This is a genomic window from Micromonospora sp. C51, assembly GCF_018070435.1.
In the GTDB taxonomy this organism is placed as follows: Bacteria; Actinomycetota; Actinomycetes; order Mycobacteriales; family Micromonosporaceae; genus Micromonospora; species Micromonospora sediminimaris.
Map to the genome: position 1 here is coordinate 69443 of NZ_JAGPXQ010000016.1, position 19248 is coordinate 88690.

Below are 19248 nucleotides of genomic sequence, written 5' to 3' on the forward strand. Positions count from 1 at the left end.
TGGCATCGGCCCCGCGTCGTCTACCGGGTCTGCTCAAGCCACGAGGCGTAGAGCAGCCCGTACACCGAATCCGGGTCGCGGACCAGCTCGTCGTGCGAACCACGCTGCACGACCCGCCCCTGGTCCACCACGATCACCTCGTCGGCGTTCTGCGCGGTCGACAGCCGGTGCGCGATCGCCAGGGTGGTCCGGCCCCGGGTAACCGCGTCCAACGTCCGCTGCAACCGCACCTCGGTGGCCGGATCCACCGCGCTGGTCGCCTCGTCCAGCACCAGCAGGTCCGGATCGGCCACGTACGCCCGGGCCAACGCCACCAACTGACGCTCCCCCACGCTCAACGCCTCACCCCGCTCACCCACCCCGGTCGCCAGCCCGGCGGGCAACCCGTCCAGCCAGTCAGCCAGACCCAGCTCGGTGAAGGCGGCGGTGAGCTGCTCATCGGTCAGCTCCGGGCGGGCGAAGCGGACGTTGTCGGCCACCGTGGCGTCGAACAGGAACCCGTCCTGCGGAACCATCACCACCCGGGAGCGCAGCGAGTCGAAGCGCACATCGGTCAGCGGCACCCCGGACAGCAGCACCGCCCCCGCCGTCGGGTCCATCAGCCGGGTCACCAGCTTGGCGAAGGTGGTCTTGCCGCTGCCGGTCTCACCGACCACCGCCACCCGACTCTTCGCCGGAATCTCCAGGCTGATGTCATGCAGCACCGTCGGACCGCCCGGATAGGCGAAACGTACGCCGCCGAAGCGGATGTCCAGCGGCCCGGTGGGCAGCTCACGCCCCTGCGACCCGGGATCCGCGACATCCGGTTCGACGTCCAGCACGTCGAGCACCCGACGCCAGCCGGCGATCGCGTTCTGCGCCTCGTTGAGCACCTCGGTGGCGATCTGTACCGGCTGGATGAAGAGCGTCACCAGGAACAGGAACGCGGTGATCTCGCCGATGCTCAGCGTCTGGTCGGCGCCGAGGAACACCCCCAGCACCACCACACCGGCCAATGCCAGGCCGGCGGCCAGCTCACCGACCGAGCTGCCGAGAATGCTGATCCGGATCGCCTTCTGCTGCGCCCGTCGCTGACCGTCGATCGCCTCGTCCAGCCGCCGGGCAGTGCGCCCCGCGATGCCGTACGCCCGGATCACCGGCGCGCCGACCACGCTCTCCCCGACCGCGCCCAGCAGGGCGCCGGTGCGCTGCCGGACCACCCCGTACGCCGCGGCGAGCCGGCGTTGGAGCAGCCGGATCACCAGCACCGCCGGCCCGAAGGCGGCGAAGACCACGAGCGTCAACTGCCACGAGTACGCCAGCATCACGACCGTGGTGACCGCCAACTGCCCCAGGTTGACCAGGAGGATCACCCCACCCCACTGGAGGAACTGGGTGATCTGGTCGACGTCGCTGGTGACCCGGGAGACCAGCGAACCGCGCCGCTCCGACTGCTGGTGCAGCATCGACAGGTCGTGCACGTGCCGGAAGGCACGTACGCGCACCCCCGCCAGCGCCGTCTCGCTGACCGTGAACAGCCGGCGCATCATCAGGTAGCCACAGGTCGTGGTCACCACCAGCACCGCCGCGGTGACCGACACCACCACGTACAGCGCGTCCAGGTCCAACCCGCCGGCGATGCCCCGGTCGATGCCCTGCTGCACCGCCACCGGCACGGCCACCCGGCCGACCATGTACACCAGCGCCAGACCGAGGGTGCCGGCCAGCCCGACCCGCAGTTCCGGGGAGAGCGCCAGCCCTCGACGCAGCGTCCGCCACGTCGACTCGGCCTGCTCCGGCGCTTCGCGGACGCTCACCGGTCCAGCCTTTCGTTCGCGACTGCGGGGCTCGCAAGCTCACTCCTCGCGCTCACCGGTCCACCTCCAGTCCGGAGGTCATCGGGGTGACCTCGTCGTACGTACGCTGCCGGTCGTGGTCGACCTCGGCCTGCTCATAGGCGGTGACCAGATCGGCGTAGCCCGGCACGGTGGCCAGCAGCCTGCTGTGCGTGCCCCGCGCCACGACCCGCCCCTGCTCCAGGTAGATGACCTCGTCGGCGAGGGCGATGGTCGCCCGCCGGTAGGCCACCACCAGGATCGACGCGCCCGGGCCGCCGCCGGCCGACGAGCGCAGCCCGGCCAGGATGGCGGCCTCCACCCGGGGGTCGACCGCGCTTGTCGCGTCGTCGAGCACCAACAGGCGGGGACGACCCGCCAACGCCCGGGCGAGGGTGAGCCGCTGCCGCTGGCCGCCGGAGAGGGAGGTACCCCGCTCACCGACCATGGTGTCCAGCCCCTCGGGCAGGGCGGCGACGAACCCGTCGGCCTCGGCCAGGCGCAGCGCGGCCCAGACGGCCTCGTCGTCGACGCCCGGGCGGTCCAGCGAGACGTTGGCCCGGACCGTGTCGTCGAAGACGAACGGCACCTGGGCGACCAGCGCGGCGGTACCGGCAAGCACGTCCGCGGCCAGGTCGCGAACATCCACGCCGTCGATGCTGACCGTGCCCGACCGTGGATCGACCAGCCGAACCGCCAGCGCGGTGATTGTCGACTTGCCGGCGCCGGTCGGCCCGACCAGGGCGACGGTCTTGCCGGCCGGCACGGTGAAGGTGACCTCGCCCAACACCTCAGCGCCGGGCAGGTGCGCTTCCGCCGGTTCGTAGGCGAAGCCGACGTCGGTGAAGGCGAGCGTGGCTGGCGTCGCCACGGCCGGGTCCGGCCGGGTGTCGCCGTACGGCATCTCGCCGGTGGCGTCGAGCACCCGGCGGATCCGGTCCCAGCCGGCGACGCTGCGCGGCAGTTCGGCCAGCACCCACCCGATGGCCCGCACCGGGAACGCCAGCACGGTGAAGAGGAAGGCCACGCTGACCAGCTCGGACACCTCGATGGCGCCCTGCCGCAGCCGGTACGCGCCGACCACCAGCACCGCGAGGGTGCCGAGACTGGGCAGCGTCTCCAGCATCGGGTCGAAGATCCCCCGCAACCGACCGACCGAGATCAGCGCATCACGCAACTGGCCGGCCCGGGCCGCGAACCGGGCGGTCTCCTGGGCCTCCCGCCCCATCGTCTTGACCACCAGCGCGCCGTCGAAGCTCTCGTGCGCGATGCCGCTGACCTCGGCGCGCAGCCGCTGCGCCCGCGCCTGACGTGGCGCCATCCGGCGGGAGTACGCCACGTTGAGCGCGAACAGGGCCGGGAAGACGGCCAGCCCGACCAGAGCCAGCGCCCAGTCGACGGCGAACAGCGACGTCACCGCGCCGATCAGCATCACCAGCGTGCCCACCGCGAAAGGCAGCGGCGCGATCGGCTGCCAGGCGGCCTCGACGTCCGAGTTGGCGTTGGACAGCAGCGTGCCGGTCGCGTTGCGGTGGTGCCAGGACAGCGGCAGTTCCAGGTAGCGGCGGGTGACCCGGCGGCGATAGGCGGCCTGGAGACGGAACTGCATGTAACCGGCGCCGAGCCGGCGACCGAAGATGCCGACCACCCGCAGCACACTCAGCCCGAGCAGTGCCGCGGCGGCCAGCGCCAACGCGCCCACCGCCACCGAACCGCTCTCGACGGCCGGCACCACCACGTCACCGACGACCGCGCCGACCACGAACGCGCTGGCGACCACCATCAGCCCGAACAGCACGCTGCCGGCCACCGCGACCGCGAAGATCCTCGGTTGTTCCCGGATGGCCCGCCCGAGGACGGTCAAACCGCGACCGAGCACGTCCCGACTAGTCCCGCTCGCCACATTCTCCCCCGCCGTAAGCCGCCACAATCCTCTCTCATCCTTACCGCTACCGGCCCGGTACGCCGACCCCCGGCGATATGTCCGACGTCACCCCGGGGGCCAGGTCGCCCGCGCGCCCGGCTCACGACGCGAGCTGCGCCGCACCGGCCTACGATCACTGCCATGTCGCGGTACGCCCGATCGGAGCGCGAGGCGCTCGCCGAACTGATGTCCACCCTGGGCCCGGACGCCCCGACCCTCAACGAGGGCTGGACGACCCGTGACCTCGCCGCGCACCTGGTGGTCCGGGAGCGTCGTCCGGACGCCGCCGCGGGCATCGTCCTGCCACCACTGAGCGGGTACGGCGAGCGGGTGCGGCGTCAGGTCGCCGCCCTGGACTGGACTGAACTGCTCGGTCAGGTGCGACGTCCTCCGCTGTGGAGCCCGGTGAGCAACCCGCTGGCCGACGAGTTGACCAACACGCTGGAATTCTTCATCCACCACGAGGACGTACGCCGCGCCCGGGCCGGCTGGCAGCCCCGGGAGTTGCCGGTGGGATTGGAGCGGGGGCTGTGGCGGCGGGTGTCGACGCTGGGCCGACTGGCGCTGCGGCGGTTCCCGGCCCAGGTGCTGGTGCAGGCGCCCGGCCACGGCGAGGTGGCCACCGGCCGTGGCGGCGAACCGCTGCGGCTGGTCGGCACCCCCGGTGAGCTGGCCCTGTTCCTGTCCGGCCGGCAACGCGCGGCGCGGGTGCAACTCGACGGCGCACCAGCCCTGGCCGACCGGCTCCGCACCGCCAGCCTGGGCTTCTAACCCTCTGTACGTAACCGGTCACGTCGAAATCCGAAACGTTACTCGGCTCATCGGTCGACCACGATCGGTGCTCCCGTACGCTGACCCGCGCCGCCTCGTGGGGGGGCGGCGACAGGGAGCGCGATGCGAAGCTTTGTGGTCTCGGCCCTGCGAGAGCCTCCGTTCGCCCACGTGCGGCACGAGGACACCGAGCACGTGGCGCGGGAGAGCGCGGACTGGGCGCAGGACCTGGGCCTGATCAGTAACGGGCAGCGGCTGCACCGGGCGGACGCCGCCGGGCTCGCCGGGCGGGCCTGCCCGCAGGCGCCGCGGGAGCGTCTGCGCCTGCTGACCGACCTGATCTCCTGGCTGTTCGTGATGGACGACGCCTGCGACGAGGACGGACTGGGCGCCGAGCCCACCCGACTCGCGCCGACCGTGGCCGCGCTGCTGGACGTGCTGGACCGTCAGGGCGCACCGGGTCCGGTGCCGCCCGGAGCAGCCGGGACGTTGGCGCTCGGCCTGGCCGACCTGTGCCAACGGGTGCGCGGCCACCGGCGTCCGGCGGTGCTGCTGCGGTTCGTCGCCGGGATGCGCGAGTACCTGCTCGCGCTGCTGTGGGAGGCGGCTAACCGGGAACACGAGCGGGTCCCGCCGATCGACGAGTACGTCCAGATGCGCCGGCACACCGGTGCCGTGTACCCCAGCCTCACCCTGACCGACCTGGCGCTGGACGGCTTTCCGCCGGCCGTACGCCGAGCCGATCCCGGGTGGGCCACCCTGGAGGCGCTGGCCGCCGATCTCATCTGCTGGTGCAACGACGTCTTCTCCTACCGCAAGGAACACCACGGCGGGCCGGACGCGCACAATCTGATCACGGTGCTGGCCAGGGAGACCGGCGACGAGTCGGTGGCGCTGCGGGCCGCTGCCGACCGGTTCAACGATCGACTCGGTGCGTACCTGGCGGCCGAGACCCACCTGTTGGCCAGCCACGGCGACGCGGTACGCCCGGCGTTGGACACCCGGCGGAACTGGATCCGGGCCACCTACGACTGGTCACGGGCGGCGGCCCGCTACGAGTGAGACGAGGGTGCCGTTCGCGGGAAGAGGCTGGTGGATGATCGTCAGGGCTAGCCGACGCCCGGGGACAGGCAATACCCTTCGGTAACGAACACCGACCGTGACGACCGTCACGCCTCCACCCCCGAAGGCGGCTACAGCGATGGCTCTCGATGTACCGTACAGCTCCATTCCTGACATGTTCCTCAAGCGCGTCGCGGCTTCCCCCGACCGCCACGCTTTCGCCCACCCCGGCCCCGACGGACCGGTCTGGCTGACCTGGGCTCAGGTCTCCCAGCGGGCCACGGCGATCGCCGCCGGCCTGCACGGCCTGGGCGTCGGTCAGGAGGACCGGGTCGCGATTCTGGCGAACACCCGGATCGAGTGGGTGATCGCCGACTTCGGCATCATGTGCGCCAGCGGCGCCACGACCACGGTCTACCCGACCACCGAGCCCGAGGACGCCACCTACATCATCTCCGACTCCGGCTCGAAGGTGCTGTTCGCGGAGAACCCGGACCAGGCGGCCAAGATCGCCGGAGCACAGCTGCCCGCGCTGACCCACGTGGTCCTCTTCGACGGCGCCCCCGACCCGTCCGCGGCCGTGCCTCAACTGACCCTCGCCGAGTTGGAGGAGCAGGGCGCCCAGCGGCTCGCCGAGGACCCGGAGCTGATCGAGCGTCTGGTCGCCGGCATCGGCCCGGACCATCTGGCCACCCTGATCTACACCTCCGGCACCACCGGCCGTCCCAAGGGCGTCGAGCTGCTGCACGGTGGCTGGTGCTGGGAGGGCGTGGCGCAGGAGGCGGTCGGACTGCTCCGCGAGGACGACCTTCAGTACCTCTGGCTGCCGCTGTCCCACTCGTTCGGCAAGACGCTGCTCTGCGGCGCCACGCACGTCGGCCTGCCCACGTACGTGGACGGCCGGGTCGACAAGCTCGTCGAACTGCTCTCGGTGGTCCGCCCGACGCTGATGTGCGGCGCGCCTCGGGTCTTCGAGAAGGTCTACAACAAGTCGGTCACCACCGCACAGGACGCCGGTGGGGCGAAGGCCAAGATCTTCGCCTGGGCGGTCGGCGTCGGCAAGGAGAAGGTCGCCCTGGAGCAGGCCGGCAAACCGGTGCCGGGCGGGCTGAAGCTCAAGTACACGCTGGCGGAGAAGCTGGTCTTCAGCAAGCTCCAGGCCCGGCTCGGCGGCCGGATCCGGGTGCTGGTCTCCGGTGCCGCCCCGCTCAGCCCGGAGATCGCCACCTTCTTCGCCGCGGCGAACCTGCCGATCTCGGAGGGCTACGGGCTTACCGAAACCAGCGCCGGCAACTTCGTCAACCCGCCCGACGGGCTGCGGATCGGCACCGTCGGCAGGGCCATGGGCGACCTCGAGTGCCGCATCGACACCGACGGCGAGATCCTGCTCAAGGGTCGGCCGGTGATGCGGGGCTACCACAACCTGCCCGAGGAGAGCGCCGCCGCGTTCACCGAGGACGGCTTCTTCCGTACCGGCGACATCGGCAGCCTCGACGACGACGGCTACCTGCGTATCACCGACCGCAAGAAGGACCTGGTCAAGACCTCCGGCGGCAAGTACGTCGCACCGTCGCACATCGAGGGCATGTTCAAGGCCACCTGCCCGTACACCTCGCAGGCCGTGGTGATCGGCCAGGCCCGCAACTACTGCACCATGCTTGTCACGCTGGACCCGGACGCCATCGCCGGCTGGGCGGCCGGCACCCCGCTGGAGGGTCGCCCGTACGCCGAGATCGTCGCCTCTCCGGAGGCCCAGGCCATGGTGGAGGAGTACGTCGCCCAGCTCAACCAGAAGTTGAACCGCTGGGAGACCATCAAGAAGGTCACCATCCTGCGGCGCGACCTCACCATCGAGGACGGCGAGATCACCCCGTCGCTGAAGATCAAGCGCCGTGGCGTGGAGAACAACTTCGCCGACGAGATCGACAAGATGTACGCCGGCACGGTCGCCGAGATCTGACGGCCCACGGCCTCGGCCCCGCACCCGTCCCTCCCCGGGGTGCGGGGCCGATCCGTGTCGCGCCACGGACAGCGGCGGGTCAGCCGCTCAGGCGATGACGCTCGGCTCACGCCAGCGGGGTTGCCCCGCCCGGTCCAGGTCGTACCGGACCGCCGCGATCCGCCCGACCGCCTCGACCAGGTCGGTGGCCGGCAGGGTGAACGGCAGCCGCAGGAAACGCTCCAGCGTCCCGTCGAGGCCGAAGCGGGGTCCGGGCGCCAGGCGTACGCCGACCTCCTCGGCGGCCCGCGCCAGAGCGCTGGAGATCGGCCCGTCCAGCTCGGCCCAGAGGGTCACTCCGCCACGCGGCACGGTGACCCGCCACTCCGGCAGCCGGGCGGCCAGCGCGCCGAGCAACGCGTCACGCTGCACGGCCAGTTGCGCCCGCCGGGCGGCCACGATGGCCGGCGCGACGTCCAGCAGGTGCACCGCGACCAACTGGTCCAGTACCGGGCTGGACATGTCCACCCCCACCCGCGCCGCGGCCAGCCGCTGCACCTGTGGCGCCGAGGTGCGGATCCAGCCGATCCGCAGCCCGCCCCAGAACGGCTTGCTCATGCCGCCGACGCTCACCACCCGGGAGTGCCGGTCGAAGCTCGCCGTCGGCGGCGGCAGGTCCGTACCGTCCAGCGGCAGGTCCACGAAGGACTCGTCGATCACGAGATCGGTGCCGACCGCGTGCGCGGTGGCCACCAGCCGTTCCCGCAGCTCGGCCGGCATCAGGTGCCCGGTCGGGTTCTGGAAGTCGGGGATCAGGTACCCGACCCGGGGCCGCACCTGCCGCAGCGTGCCCAGCAGCAGGTCCGCGTCCCAACCGTCGGCATCGGCGGCCAGGCCGTACGTGGTGATCCGGGCTCGTCGGGCGGCGAGCGCGGCGAGCGCGTTGGGGTAGCTCGGCGACTCGACAAGCACCCCGCCGCCCGGCGCGAGCGCCAACCGTAGTACCAGGTCCAGGGCGTGCTGCGTACCGTTGGTGACCATGATCTGGTCGGGTGAGGTGGGCAGGCCCCGCTCGGTGTATCGCTGGGCGACCGCCTCCCGCAGCTCGATGATCCCGATCGGGTGGTACCCGGCGCCGCTCAGGTAGCGGGGCAGGTCCTCGGCCGCCGCGCGGGCCGCCGGCAGCAGTTCGGGCGGGGCGGCCAACGCCGCCACTCCGAGGTCGAGCATGTCCCGGTCGTCCAGCGGGATCCAGAGCCCGTTGGGCGCCACCCGGTGCGTCCCCGGCAGCATCGTCCAGCTTCCGGCACCCCGCCGGCTGGCCAGGTGCCCGCTGTCGCGCAGCTCGCGGTACGCGGCCGTGACGGTGGTACGGCTGATCCGCAGCGCTTCGGCCAGGTCGCGTTCGGCCGGCAGGCGCACACCGAGAGGTAGCCGTCCGTCGGCGAGCAGACCGCGCACCGCCCCGGCCAGCGCGGCGTAGTCGGGGCTGCGTCGCCGGCCGGGCAGGGCGTGCCACTGCCCGAGCAGCCGGGCCAATTGAACCCCACGCACCTGACTGACCATGGCCACTCTCCCAATATTGGCTCTATCGCGAGGCCAATTGGCACCTAGAGTGGCATGCGTGGCAATGATTGGCAACCTCCGGCACCGGCCGACCCGACGGCTCACCCACCTGTTCGTCGGGCTCGTCCTCTACGGCTTCAGCATGGCGCTGATGATCCGCTCCGGGCTCGGGCTGAACCCGTGGGACGTCTTCCACCAGGGGCTGTCCCGGCTGACCGGCCTGAGCATGGGCACCGTGGTCATCGCGGTGGGCGCGCTGGTGCTGCTGGCCTGGATCCCGCTGCGCCAACGCCCCGGCCTCGGCACCGTCGCCAACGTGGTGGTGATCGGCCTGGCGGTCGACGCGACCCTGGCGCTGCTGCCACCCGGAGGGCCACTTGCGCTGCGAATCGTCCTGCTGGTCGTCGGGATCGTCGGCAACGGCGCGGCCACCGCGCTCTACCTCGGTGCCCGACTCGGCCCCGGTCCCCGCGACGGGCTGATGACCGGCCTGGTCGCCCGCCGCCCCGGTCGGTCGCTACGCCTGGTCCGCACCGTCATCGAGGTCGGCGTGCTGGCCGTGGGTGCGGTGCTCGGCGGCACGGTCGGCATCGGCACCATCGCCTACGCGCTGACCATCGGACCACTGGCCCAACTGTTCCTGCCGCTGTTCGACGTCGCCGAACCGAACCCACCGGCACGGGTCGAGCCGGCCCCGGCGACCTGACGACCACCCAGCGCCACCGCCACATACCGGATCGGGTCGCTGCCGTCCACCCACATCGACTGTCGGCAATCATGATGCCACTCACGGTCGCAGTGCGACGGTCGGTGTTTTCCTGGAGCCGGGTCGCCCGGCAGAATCTCCGCATGGGGGACAACGCCTGGCGTCGTACCGACGCATGGATCTTCGTCTCGCTGGTGATCGCCAGCGGCGCCGGACGCCACCGACGGTCCGCGACCACCCGCCGCCCCGAGGGGGTACGCCTCGCCGACGTGCTCTCCACGGCCGACCATCTCGACCGCAGCATCCCCGATCGGCACGACATCGAGGAGGCGATCCGCCGGCTGCTCGGCGCCGGGCTGGTCGACGTCTCCGACGGCTGGTTCCGGATCACGCCCGACGGCGAGCACCTGTGGCGCTCACGGCCGAGCGCCGGGCTGGCCACCACCGTCGACACCGTGCAGGGCGTGCTCAGCCGCCGGCACGCGCCCGGCACCGCGGACTGGCACCTCGACGAGCAGGAGCACGCCGCCGCCGTGCAGGAATACCTGGTGCGGTCCATCCCGATGCCCCGGCGCTCCCCCGAGGGACACTCCGGCCGCGGTTGACCTCCGCGCCGTCGTCCGCTGCGGCCGACAGGATGCGACCCCCGGGCCGCGATGCCGGCCGCAGCGCCCTAATCGGCGTCAGCGCACCGGGTGACCGGCACCGCGCAGCACGTCCTTGACCTCCGCCACGGTCAGCTCCCCGAAGTGGAACACGCTGGCGGCCAGCACCGCGTCGGCGCCGGCACCGATCGCCGGCGGGAAATGGGCCGCCTCACCGGCACCCCCACTCGCCACCACCGGGACGTCGACGACCCGGCGTACCGCGCCGATGAGCTCCAGATCGAACCCGGCCTTCGTGCCGTCGGCGTCCATCGAGTTGAGCAGGATCTCACCCGCGCCCAGCTCGGCGCCGCGCCGCGCCCATTCCACGGCGTCCAGCCCGGTGCCGCGCCGCCCGCCGTGGGTGGTCACCTCGAAGCCACTGGCAGTGGTGCCCGCCGATGCTCGCCGCACGTCGAGCGAGAGCACCAGCACCTGCCGACCGAACCGCTCCGCGATCTCCGCGAGCAGCTCCGGCCGGGCGATCGCCGCCGTGTTGACCCCGATCTTGTCGGCTCCGGCGCGCAGCAGGGTGTCCACGTCCGCCACCGTCCGCACCCCGCCACCGACGGTCAGCGGGATGAAGACCGACTCGGCCGTACGCCGGACCACGTCGAGCATCGTCCCCCGGTCGCTCGACGAGGCGGTGACGTCGAGGAAGGTCAACTCGTCGGCGCCCGCGCGGTCGTACGCGGCAGCCAACTCCACGGGGTCGCCCGCGTCCCGCAGGTCGAGGAAGTTGACGCCCTTGACCACCCGTCCCGCGTCCACGTCGAGACAGGGGATCACCCGCACCGCCACCGTCATGCGACGAGCCTATCGCCGCCCGTACGACGGTCGCCGTCCCGACCGGGGCGACGGGGTGCGCCGCCGGTCACAGCCGCACCAGCATCTTGCCGAGGTTCTCCCCCCGCAGCAGGCCGAGGAAGGCCGCCGGGGCGTTCTCCAGGCCGTCGACGATCGTCTCGTCGTACGCCAGCGTGCCGTCGCGCAGCCACCCGGAGACCTCCCGCACGAACTGCTCCCGCAGGTGGCCGTGATCGTTGACCAGGAAGCCGCGCAGGGTCAGCCGCTTACCGATCACCTGGGCCAGGTTGCGCGGGGCGGCCGGCGCCTCGGTGTCGTTGTACTGCGCGATCATGCCGCAGATCGCCGCCCGACCGTGCAGGTTCATCGACGAGATGGCCGCCTCCAGGTGCTCGCCGCCGACGTTGTCGAAGTAGACGTCGACGCCGTCGGGGGCGGCGGCCCGCAGCAGGTCGCGTACCGGGCCGTCGTGGTAGTCGAATGCGGCGTCGAAGCCGAGCGCTCGCAGTCGCTCGACCTTGGCCGCTGATCCGGCGCTGCCGACCACCCGGCCCGCACCGCGGAGCCGGGCGATCTGGCCGACCATGCTGCCGACCGCGCCGGCCGCCCCGGAGACGAAGACCGTCTCGCCCGGACGCATCGCGGCCACCTCCAGCAGCCCGGCGTACGCGGTCAGCCCGGTCATCCCGAGCACACCGAGGTACGCGGTCAGCGGTGCGAGACCCGGCTCGACCTTGCGGGCGGCCTTCGCCTCGACCAGCGCGTAGTCCCGCCAGCCGAGACCGTGCAGCACGGTGTCACCCGGGGCGAACCCGTCGGCCTCGCCGCCGACCACCTCACCGACCGCCCCGCCGTCCAGCGGCGCGTCCAGGGCGAACGGCGGCACGTAGGAGCGCACGTCGTTCATCCGCCCGCGCATGTACGGATCCACCGACATGTACCGGTTGCGGACCAGCAGCTGCCCCGGGCCGGGCGTGGGCACCTCGGCGGTGACGAGCCGGAAATTGTCCTCGGTGGGCCAGCCCTGCGGGCGCGAGGCCAGCTGGATCTCACGGTTGGTGGGCACGGGAGTGTCCTTTCCTCTGCCGTCGGAGCGATGGCACGGCCGGGGCTCGACCCCGATCACGGGTTGGCCAGGACCGCCAGAGCCTCGGCCACGGTGAACGCCTCCGCGTAGAGCGCCTTGCCGGCGATGACCCCCTCCACGCCTACCGACTCCAGCGTGGCCAGCGCCCGCAGGTCGTCCAGGGTGGAGACGCCGCCGGAGGCGATCACCGGGGCGTCGGTACGGGCGCACACCTCGCGCAGCAGGTCCAGGTTCGGCCCCCGCATGGTGCCGTCCTTGGTGATGTCGGTGACCACGTACCGAGAGGCGCCGGCCTTGTCGAGTCGCTCCAGCACCTCGTACAGGTCGCCGCCGTCACGGGTCCAGCCCCGGGCCGCCAGGGTCCGGCCGCGCACATCCAGCCCGATCGCGACCCGGTCGCCGTACTCCGCGCAGACCCGGTCGCACCACTGCGGATCCTCCAGCGCGGCGGTGCCGATGTTCACCCGCTCGGCACCGGTGGCCAGCGCGGCCCGCAACGAGGCGTCGTCCCGGATGCCGCCGGACAGCTCCACCCGCACGTCGAGGCGGCGCACCACCTCGGCGAGCAGCTCGGCGTTGCTGCCCCGGCCGAACGCGGCATCGAGATCGACCAGGTGGATCCACTCGGCGCCGTCGCGCTGCCACGCCAGCGCGGCCTCCAACGGGTCGCCGTAGGTGGTCTCGCTGCCGGCGGCGCCCTGCACGAGCCGGACGGCCTGGCCGTCGGCGACGTCCACGGCGGGCAACAGGGTGAGGCTCATGTGTCTTGTCCCTCTCGCATGGTCAACGGCGGTCCAGGGCGATCACCACGATCACCGGTAGGACGAGCAGCAGTAGCAGGATCAGCCCGACCCGCAGCGCCAGGTCGGGCACGAGCACCCAGATGAGGGTGATCGCCGCCAGGGTGAGCGCCACGATCGTGGCCCGCTCTCCCCGGGAGTATCGGGGCAACCGGCCGGTGCGGCCACGACGCACCGTCGGCACCACCCGGCGGACCAACGCCCGACGGCGGGTCCGACGGGCGGTGGCCCGCTCGCGCAGCACCCGCTGCCGGGCCGCCTCCGCCTCGCGGGCCGCCCGGCGCTGGGCCCGTTCCTTGCTCACTCTGCCTCCCGGCGGGTGTGCCCCACCGGCTCAGTCACCGGCGGGCACGGTGGCCAGCCAGTTGCGCAGCAACGCGGCACCGGTCTCGGCGGACTTCTCGGGGTGGAACTGGGCGGCGGACAGCGCGCCGCGTTCCACCGCCGCGACGAAGTCACAGTCGTGGTGGGCCGTGGTCACCCGGGCCCCGGACGCCGTCAACGCGGCGGGGTCGCCCACGGCGTACGAGTGGACGAAGTAGAACCGGCTGTCGGCGGGCAGGCCGGCGAAGAGCACCGAGCCGACCGGCGCCTGCACGGTGTTCCAGCCCATGTGCGGCAGCCGGGCGGCGGCGAGCCGGGTGACCGAGCCCGGCAGCAGGCCCAGTCCCTTGGTCACCACCCCGTGCTCGTCGCCGGACTCGAAGAGGATCTGCATGCCCACACAGATGCCCAGCACCGGGCGGCCGGCGGCGACCCGCCCGGCGATCACCGGCCCGGCGCCGATCGCCTCGATGCCCGCCACGCAGGCGGCGAAGGCGCCCACTCCGGGAACCACCAGGCCGTCGGCGTCGGCCGCGGCGGCGAGATCACCGGTGACCAGCACGTCGGCGCCGGCCGCGGCCAGCGCCCGCTCGGCGGAGCGCAGGTTACCCGAGCCGTAGTCGAGCACCACGATTCGACGCCGTCCACCGGGGGCCGCCCCACCGTCGGGTCGGCCGGTCATGACCCGTCCCCCGGCAGCAGCCAGAGCACCCCCGCGGCGGTGGCCAGCACGGCCAGCAGCGCGGTGACGACCACCGCGCCGCGGGGCGCACCCTGCCGGTGCAGGGACAACGCCCCACCGACCAGCACGCCGGCCAGGATCAACAGCAACGTGGGCAGGATGCCGCTCACCGGCGACACCTCCGCCACGCCGTACCCGGGCCCGTCACAACGCCCCCTTGGTGCTGGGAATCGCCCCGCCCGCCGTCGGGTCCACCGCGGTGGCCTCCCGCAGCGCCCGGGACACCGCCTTGAACTGCGCCTCGACCACGTGGTGGGCGTCCGGATGCCCGCCGGGCCGGGCCGCCCGCAACACGTCCACGTGCAGGGTGATCCGGGCCGCCTGGCCGAAGGACTCCCAGATGTGCCGGGTCATGCTGGTCGGATACACCGGACCGATGTACGGCGCCAGGGGCGGCTCGTCGTGTACCACGTACGGCCGGCCGGAGAGGTCGACAGCCGCCCGGACCAGCACCTCGTCCATCGGCACGGTGGCCGAACCGTACCGGCGGATGCCCGCCTTGTCGCCAAGCGCCTGATCGAACGCGGCACCGAGGGCCAGCGCGGTGTCCTCCATCGTGTGGTGCGCGTCGATCTCCAGGTCGCCCACGGTGCGCACGGTCAGGTCGAAGCCGCCGTGCCGGGCGATCTGGTGCAGCATGTGGTCGTAGAACCCGACCCCGGTGCTGATCTCGGCCACTCCGGTGCCGTCGAGGTCGACCTCGACCAGGACCTTGGTCTCCTTGGTGATCCGCTCCACCCGGGCGGTCCGGCTCATGATGTGCCTTTCGTCGGTCGCGGCTGCGGGGCGATGGAACCCTCGCGCTGAATACTGTCCACGGCGGCCAGGAAGGCGTCGGTCTCGGCCCGGGTGCCGGCGGTGACCCGCAGCCAACCGGGCAGGCCGACGTCACGCACCAGCACGCCGTGCGCCAGCAACGCCCGCCAGGCCACCGACTGGTCGCCGCCCACCTCGTACAACACGAAGTTGGCGTCGCTGTCGGCGACCCGCAGGCCACGGCGGCGCAGCTCACTGACGATGCGGTCACGCTGCTCGGCGATCTCGGCGACCGTGCCGAGCAGGGCGTCGCAGTGCGCCAGCGCGGCCCGGGCGGCGGCCTGGGTGAGCGCGGAGAGGTGGTACGGCAGGCGGACCAGTTGCACCGCCGCCACCACCGCCGGATCGGCGGCCAGGTAGCCCAACCGACCCCCGGCGAACCCGAACGCCTTGCTCATCGTCCGGGTGACCACCAGCCGTGGGTGCCCGGGCAGCATCGACAGGGCACTGACCGTGCCCGGCCGGGCGAACTCCGCGTACGCCTCGTCCACCACCACCATCCCCGGAGCGACGTCCAGCACCGCGCCGATCACCGCCGGGTCGAGCGCGGTTCCGGTGGGATTGTTCGGCGAGCAGAGGAAGACCACGTCCGGCCGGTGCTCGCGGACCTGCTCGACCGCCTCGTCGGCGGTGAGCGCGAAGTCGGCGCCCCGGCGGGCCGGCACCCACCGGGTGCCCGTGCCGAGGGCCAACAGCGGATGCATCGAGTACGCCGGGGTGAACCCGAGCGCGCTGCGTCCCGGCCCGGCGAACGCCTGGAGCAGTTGCTGCTGGACCTCGTTGGAACCGTTGGCCGCCCACACCCCGTCGGCGGTGAGCCCGTGGCCGAGGTACCCGGCCAGGTCGGCCCGCAACGCCAACGCGTCCCGGTCGGGGTAGCGGTTGAGGTCGCGCAGCTCCGCCGCGAGAGCCTTGCCGATCGCCTCGGCCACCGCCTCCGGCAGCGGGTGGGAGTTCTCGTTGGTGTTCAGCCGCACCGGCACGTCGAGCTGCGGCGCACCGTACGGCGACAGCCCCCGCAGATCGTCACGGATCGGCAGGTCGGCCAACCCGATCATGTGGCCGCCCCGGTCTGCGACTGCGGCGCCGGGTGTAGGGAAGCACCGGGAAGCCGGGCGGTGACGGCCTCGCCGTGCGCCGGCAGATCCTCCACGTTCGCCAGGGTCACCACGTGGCCGGCGACCTCCCGCAGCGCCTCCTCGGTGTACTCCACCACGTGCACGCCGCGCAGGAACGACTGCACCGACAGCCCGGACGAGTGCCGGGCGCATCCCCCGGTGGGCAGCACGTGGTTGGAGCCGGCGCAGTAGTCGCCCAGCGACACCGGCGAGTACGCGCCCACGAAGACCGCGCCGGCATTGCGTACCCGCATCGCCCACTGACGGGCGTCGACGGTCTGGATCTCCAGGTGCTCCGCCGCGTACGCGTCGACCACCCGCAGGCCGGCCGTCAGGTCGTCGACCAGCACCACGCCGCTCTGCTCGCCGCCCAGCGCGGTGCTGACCCGCTCGGCGTGCTTGGTGGCCGGCACCAGTCGGGCCAGCTCCCGGTCGACCGCATCGGCCAGGCCGACCGACGGGGTGACCAGCACACTGGCCGCGAGGGGGTCGTGCTCGGCCTGACTGATCAGGTCGGCGGCGACGTGCACCGGGTCGGCGGTGTCGTCGGCCAGGATCGCGATCTCGGTCGGGCCGGCCTCCGCGTCGATGCCGACCACCCCGCGCAGCAGCCGCTTCGCGGCGGTGACCCAGATGTTCCCCGGGCCGGTGATCATGTCGACCGGTGCGCAGTGCGCGCTGCCGGCGGCGTCGACGGCACAGCCGTACGCCAGCATCGCCACGGCCTGGGCACCGCCGACGGCGTACACCTCGTCGACGCCGAGCAGCGCGCAGGCGGCAAGCACCCGCGGATCGGGCAGGCCGCCGTTGTCCTTCTGCGGCGGGCTGGCCACCACCAGCGACCGGACGCCGGCCGCCTGGGCGGGCACCACGTTCATCACCACGGTCGACGGGTACATCGCCAGCCCACCGGGGACGTAGAGGCCGACCCGGTCGACCGGGATCCACCGCTCGGTGACCGTGCCGCCGGGCACGACCTGGGTGGTGTGGTCGACCCGTCGCTGATCGGCGTGCACCCGCCGGGCCCGGGCGATCGACTCCAGCAGCGCCGCACGGACCTGGTCGTCCAGCGTGCCCTCCGCCGCCGCGATGGCCTCCGCCGGCACCCGCAGCACCTCGGGGGCGATCCCGTCGAACCGCTCGCTGGCCTCGCGGACCGCCGGATATCCATGCTCACGCACCGCCGTGACGATCGGGCGGATGCGCTCGACCGCCACCGAGACGTCGAGCTGGGCGCGAGGCAGCAGGTGGCGCGGGTCACGCGCGCCACCGCGCAGGTCGATCCGGTTCAACACGCCTGCGAGTCTAGGCGGCCCTCCGCCGGGCCGACCGGTGCCGCCCGCTGTCCGGGACGGTGAGCCGGGACACGCCGCCGCCCGCCCGTCGGGCTACGCTTGATCACGTGACCGCACGGCTACCGGTGTTTCCGCTCGCCACGGTGCTCTTCCCGGGGCTGGTACTGCCGCTGCACATCTTCGAGGAGCGTTACCGCGCGCTGGTCCGAGACCTCGTCGCGCTGCCCGAGGGCGCACCACGCGAGTTCGGGGTGGTGGCCATCCGCAGTGGCTGGGAGGTCGCCTCCGGTGCCGGCCAGGACGTGCCCGGCACCGGCGAGGTCACCCTGCACGAGGTGGGCTGCACCGCCGAGCTGCGGCAGGTCACCGAGTTGGATGACGGCGGCTTCGACATCGTCACCGTGGGGCGGCGTCGCTTCCGGATGGGCGACGTCGACCGGACTTCCGCGCCGTACCTGACCGCCGAGGTGCAGTGGTTGCCCGAGCCGGACGGCCCGGACGAAACCGCCGATCTGCTGGCGGCCCGGGTGATCGCCGTCTTCCGGCAGTACCTGGGCCTGATCCGGGCCGAGGCCGGTCAGCTCACCGAGCAGCTGCCCGAGGACCCGACCGTGCTGTCCCACCTGGTCGCCGCGACCGCGGCGCTGACGTTGACCGACCGCCAGCGCCTACTCGCCATCGACGGCACGGCGGCCCGGCTGCGCGCCGAACTGCACCTGCTCAACCGCGAGGCGGCGCTGCTTCGCCAGGTGCGGGCGGTTCCGGTGCCGCTGGCGGAGTTGGCCTCGCCCCCGCCGGCCCCGAACTGACCTCGCCCGCCGGCCCGGAACCGGCTGCTCCCGCCGGCCCTGCGGGCAGCGGCGGATGCGTGGCGAGCCAGGCCAGGTCCGGCTCCGGCTCGGGCCGCAGCGACGGCCACCGCGACCAGCCAGCGAGCAGGGTGTACGTGACCGCGGCGGCGAACGCCGGCAGCAGCAGGTTGCCGTAGGGCACCGGCAGCACCCCGAGGAACTGCTCGATCCCGCCGGCCCGCAGGTCCGCCGGCTTGCTGAAGCGCGTGCCGTCCGGAGCGCTGTCCAGCAGCCGCTGGTAGCTGGCCAGTCCGACCCGGCGCCCCACCTGCCAGGCGACCAACCCGGCGGCGAGCCCACCGGCCGCCGCGACGACCAGCCCGACCGGGCCCCGGTGGCGACGCAGCAGGAACCACACGGCGAGCGCGGTGAGCACCCCGAACGCCAGACCGAGCAGGCTGAACCACCCGTCGGCGGCGATCGGCTGTTCCGGTTGCGGCTGGCCGTACACCGCGCCGTCGCCACTCTTGACGACCGGCGTGGCCGGCGCGACCGCCGCCCAGAGCCACCCCAGCGGAGCCCCCAGCAGGCCCAGGACCAACACCGTGGCCACTCCGAACGCCGCCACTCGGCCACGCCCACCGGGCCCTCCGGCGCTCGGATCGACGGCCTCGGCGGAGGGCACGGCAGCCCTCGACGCCGGGTCGCCGCTCGACTCAGTGGCCTCAGCGGCCGGCTCGGCGACCTTGCCACCCGGCGCGGTGGCCTCGGTACCCGACGCGGTGGCCTCGGCGGCCGGCTGGCCATCCGGCTCGGTGGACGTCACGGCATCGTTCGTCGCTGGCTGGCTGGTCGATCTGGTCGTCGGCTCGGTCGACGAATTCGGCAGGGCAGCCGACGGCCGGGCGGGCGGTTCGGCGGCGGGGGTGGTCGGGCTCACCCGATGATCCTCGCAGCTACCCTCGTCGGTCGTACACCGTGTCGCGGCAGCGGGTGCCGCGAGCCACCCGGGCCGGCCGACGTTCGGACCGGCCGGTACCCC

General features: G+C 72.9%; 20 protein-coding genes. 7 read left to right on the top strand and 13 right to left on the bottom strand.

Annotated features, from left to right (window positions below):
- Nucleotides 1-20: 20 nt before the first annotated feature.
- Together KBX50_RS17855 and KBX50_RS17860 are read right to left on the bottom strand one after the other, a co-directional pair.
- Nucleotides 21-1796 (bottom strand): ABC transporter ATP-binding protein, encoded by a 1776-nt coding sequence (locus KBX50_RS17855; RefSeq protein ID WP_210938185.1) that lies wholly within the window; start codon nucleotides 1794-1796, stop codon nucleotides 21-23.
- 52 nt (nucleotides 1797-1848) lie between these two features.
- The gene (locus tag KBX50_RS17860; protein ID WP_307870999.1) at nucleotides 1849-3717 is read right to left on the bottom strand and encodes an ABC transporter ATP-binding protein; all 1869 of its coding nucleotides are present in this window, start codon (nucleotides 3715-3717) and stop codon (nucleotides 1849-1851) included.
- A gap of 162 nt (nucleotides 3718-3879) precedes the next feature.
- On the opposite strand from KBX50_RS17860, the gene KBX50_RS17865 reads away from it, so the two are divergent.
- The 3 genes from KBX50_RS17865 to KBX50_RS17875 all read left to right on the top strand — a co-directional run bounded on the left by KBX50_RS17865 (nucleotide 3880) and on the right by KBX50_RS17875 (nucleotide 7531).
- Nucleotides 3880-4509 carry a TIGR03085 family metal-binding protein gene (locus KBX50_RS17865; protein ID WP_210938187.1) on the top strand — a complete coding sequence of 210 codons (630 nt, stop codon included), beginning with the start codon at nucleotides 3880-3882 and terminating at the stop codon, nucleotides 4507-4509.
- A gap of 123 nt (nucleotides 4510-4632) precedes the next feature.
- Nucleotides 4633-5571 carry a terpene synthase gene (locus KBX50_RS17870; RefSeq protein WP_210938189.1) on the top strand — a complete coding sequence of 313 codons (939 nt, stop codon included), beginning with the start codon at nucleotides 4633-4635 and terminating at the stop codon, nucleotides 5569-5571.
- Between the two features lie 139 nt (nucleotides 5572-5710).
- Nucleotides 5711-7531 (top strand): long-chain fatty acid--CoA ligase, encoded by a 1821-nt coding sequence (locus tag KBX50_RS17875; protein WP_210938191.1) that lies wholly within the window; start codon nucleotides 5711-5713, stop codon nucleotides 7529-7531.
- A gap of 87 nt (nucleotides 7532-7618) precedes the next feature.
- On the opposite strand, the gene KBX50_RS17880 is transcribed toward KBX50_RS17875, so the two are convergent.
- Nucleotides 7619-9076 (bottom strand): PLP-dependent aminotransferase family protein, encoded by a 1458-nt coding sequence (locus KBX50_RS17880; protein ID WP_210938193.1) that lies wholly within the window; start codon nucleotides 9074-9076, stop codon nucleotides 7619-7621.
- Nucleotides 9077-9134: 58 nt separating this feature from the next.
- On the opposite strand from KBX50_RS17880, the gene KBX50_RS17885 reads away from it, so the two are divergent.
- Nucleotides 9135-9782, top strand: a complete 648-nt coding sequence (locus KBX50_RS17885) for a YitT family protein (RefSeq protein WP_210938195.1) — start codon at nucleotides 9135-9137, stop codon at nucleotides 9780-9782.
- 143 nt (nucleotides 9783-9925) lie between these two features.
- Nucleotides 9926-10387 carry a hypothetical protein gene (locus KBX50_RS17890; protein ID WP_210938196.1) on the top strand — a complete coding sequence of 154 codons (462 nt, stop codon included), beginning with the start codon at nucleotides 9926-9928 and terminating at the stop codon, nucleotides 10385-10387.
- Nucleotides 10388-10465: 78 nt separating this feature from the next.
- Here the strand turns inward: KBX50_RS17890 and hisF are convergent, their stop codons facing one another.
- The 9 genes from hisF to hisD all read right to left on the bottom strand — a co-directional run bounded on the left by hisF (nucleotide 10466) and on the right by hisD (nucleotide 17415).
- Complete coding sequence (gene hisF, locus KBX50_RS17895; RefSeq protein ID WP_210938197.1) at nucleotides 10466-11233, bottom strand: imidazole glycerol phosphate synthase subunit HisF; 768 nt, start codon at nucleotides 11231-11233, stop codon at nucleotides 10466-10468.
- Nucleotides 11234-11300: 67 nt separating this feature from the next.
- The gene (locus tag KBX50_RS17900; RefSeq protein WP_210938198.1) at nucleotides 11301-12299 is read right to left on the bottom strand and encodes an NADP-dependent oxidoreductase; all 999 of its coding nucleotides are present in this window, start codon (nucleotides 12297-12299) and stop codon (nucleotides 11301-11303) included.
- Between the two features lie 56 nt (nucleotides 12300-12355).
- Nucleotides 12356-13081, bottom strand: a complete 726-nt coding sequence (priA, locus tag KBX50_RS17905) for a bifunctional 1-(5-phosphoribosyl)-5-((5-phosphoribosylamino)methylideneamino)imidazole-4-carboxamide isomerase/phosphoribosylanthranilate isomerase PriA (protein ID WP_210938199.1) — start codon at nucleotides 13079-13081, stop codon at nucleotides 12356-12358.
- 22 nt (nucleotides 13082-13103) lie between these two features.
- Nucleotides 13104-13424: a hypothetical protein gene (locus KBX50_RS17910; protein WP_210938200.1), complete on the bottom strand. Its 321-nt coding sequence runs from the start codon at nucleotides 13422-13424 to the stop codon at nucleotides 13104-13106.
- Between the two features lie 30 nt (nucleotides 13425-13454).
- Nucleotides 13455-14126 carry an imidazole glycerol phosphate synthase subunit HisH gene (gene hisH / locus KBX50_RS17915; protein WP_210938201.1) on the bottom strand — a complete coding sequence of 224 codons (672 nt, stop codon included), beginning with the start codon at nucleotides 14124-14126 and terminating at the stop codon, nucleotides 13455-13457.
- Nucleotides 14123-14296, bottom strand: coding sequence for a hypothetical protein (locus tag KBX50_RS17920; RefSeq protein WP_247673964.1), 174 nt, complete (start codon nucleotides 14294-14296; stop codon nucleotides 14123-14125). Before KBX50_RS17920 ends, hisH begins: the two co-directional genes overlap by 4 nt.
- A 34-nt stretch (nucleotides 14297-14330) precedes the next feature.
- Entirely contained in the window at nucleotides 14331-14942 is a 612-nt protein-coding gene (hisB, locus tag KBX50_RS17925; protein ID WP_099844733.1) for an imidazoleglycerol-phosphate dehydratase HisB, read from the bottom strand.
- Nucleotides 14939-16060 carry a histidinol-phosphate transaminase gene (locus tag KBX50_RS17930; protein ID WP_210938203.1) on the bottom strand — a complete coding sequence of 374 codons (1122 nt, stop codon included), beginning with the start codon at nucleotides 16058-16060 and terminating at the stop codon, nucleotides 14939-14941. The genes hisB and KBX50_RS17930 overlap by 4 nt, the downstream gene beginning before the upstream one ends.
- Nucleotides 16057-17415 (bottom strand): histidinol dehydrogenase, encoded by a 1359-nt coding sequence (gene hisD / locus KBX50_RS17935; RefSeq protein WP_210938205.1) that lies wholly within the window; start codon nucleotides 17413-17415, stop codon nucleotides 16057-16059. The genes KBX50_RS17930 and hisD overlap by 4 nt, the downstream gene beginning before the upstream one ends.
- 107 nt (nucleotides 17416-17522) lie before the next feature.
- Here hisD and KBX50_RS17940 point away from each other — a divergent pair, with 107 nt between their 5' ends.
- Nucleotides 17523-18224 (top strand): LON peptidase substrate-binding domain-containing protein, encoded by a 702-nt coding sequence (locus tag KBX50_RS17940; RefSeq protein ID WP_210938207.1) that lies wholly within the window; start codon nucleotides 17523-17525, stop codon nucleotides 18222-18224.
- Here the strand turns inward: KBX50_RS17940 and KBX50_RS17945 are convergent.
- Nucleotides 18136-19032 (bottom strand): DUF2567 domain-containing protein, encoded by an 897-nt coding sequence (locus KBX50_RS17945; protein ID WP_210938209.1) that lies wholly within the window; start codon nucleotides 19030-19032, stop codon nucleotides 18136-18138. The two genes, KBX50_RS17940 and KBX50_RS17945, sit on opposite strands and share 89 nt — an antisense overlap.
- On the opposite strand from KBX50_RS17945, the gene KBX50_RS33385 reads away from it, so the two are divergent.
- Nucleotides 19022-19153: a hypothetical protein gene (locus KBX50_RS33385; protein ID WP_282101474.1), complete on the top strand. Its 132-nt coding sequence runs from the start codon at nucleotides 19022-19024 to the stop codon at nucleotides 19151-19153. The two genes, KBX50_RS17945 and KBX50_RS33385, sit on opposite strands and share 11 nt — an antisense overlap.
- Nucleotides 19154-19248 lie beyond the last annotated feature (95 nt).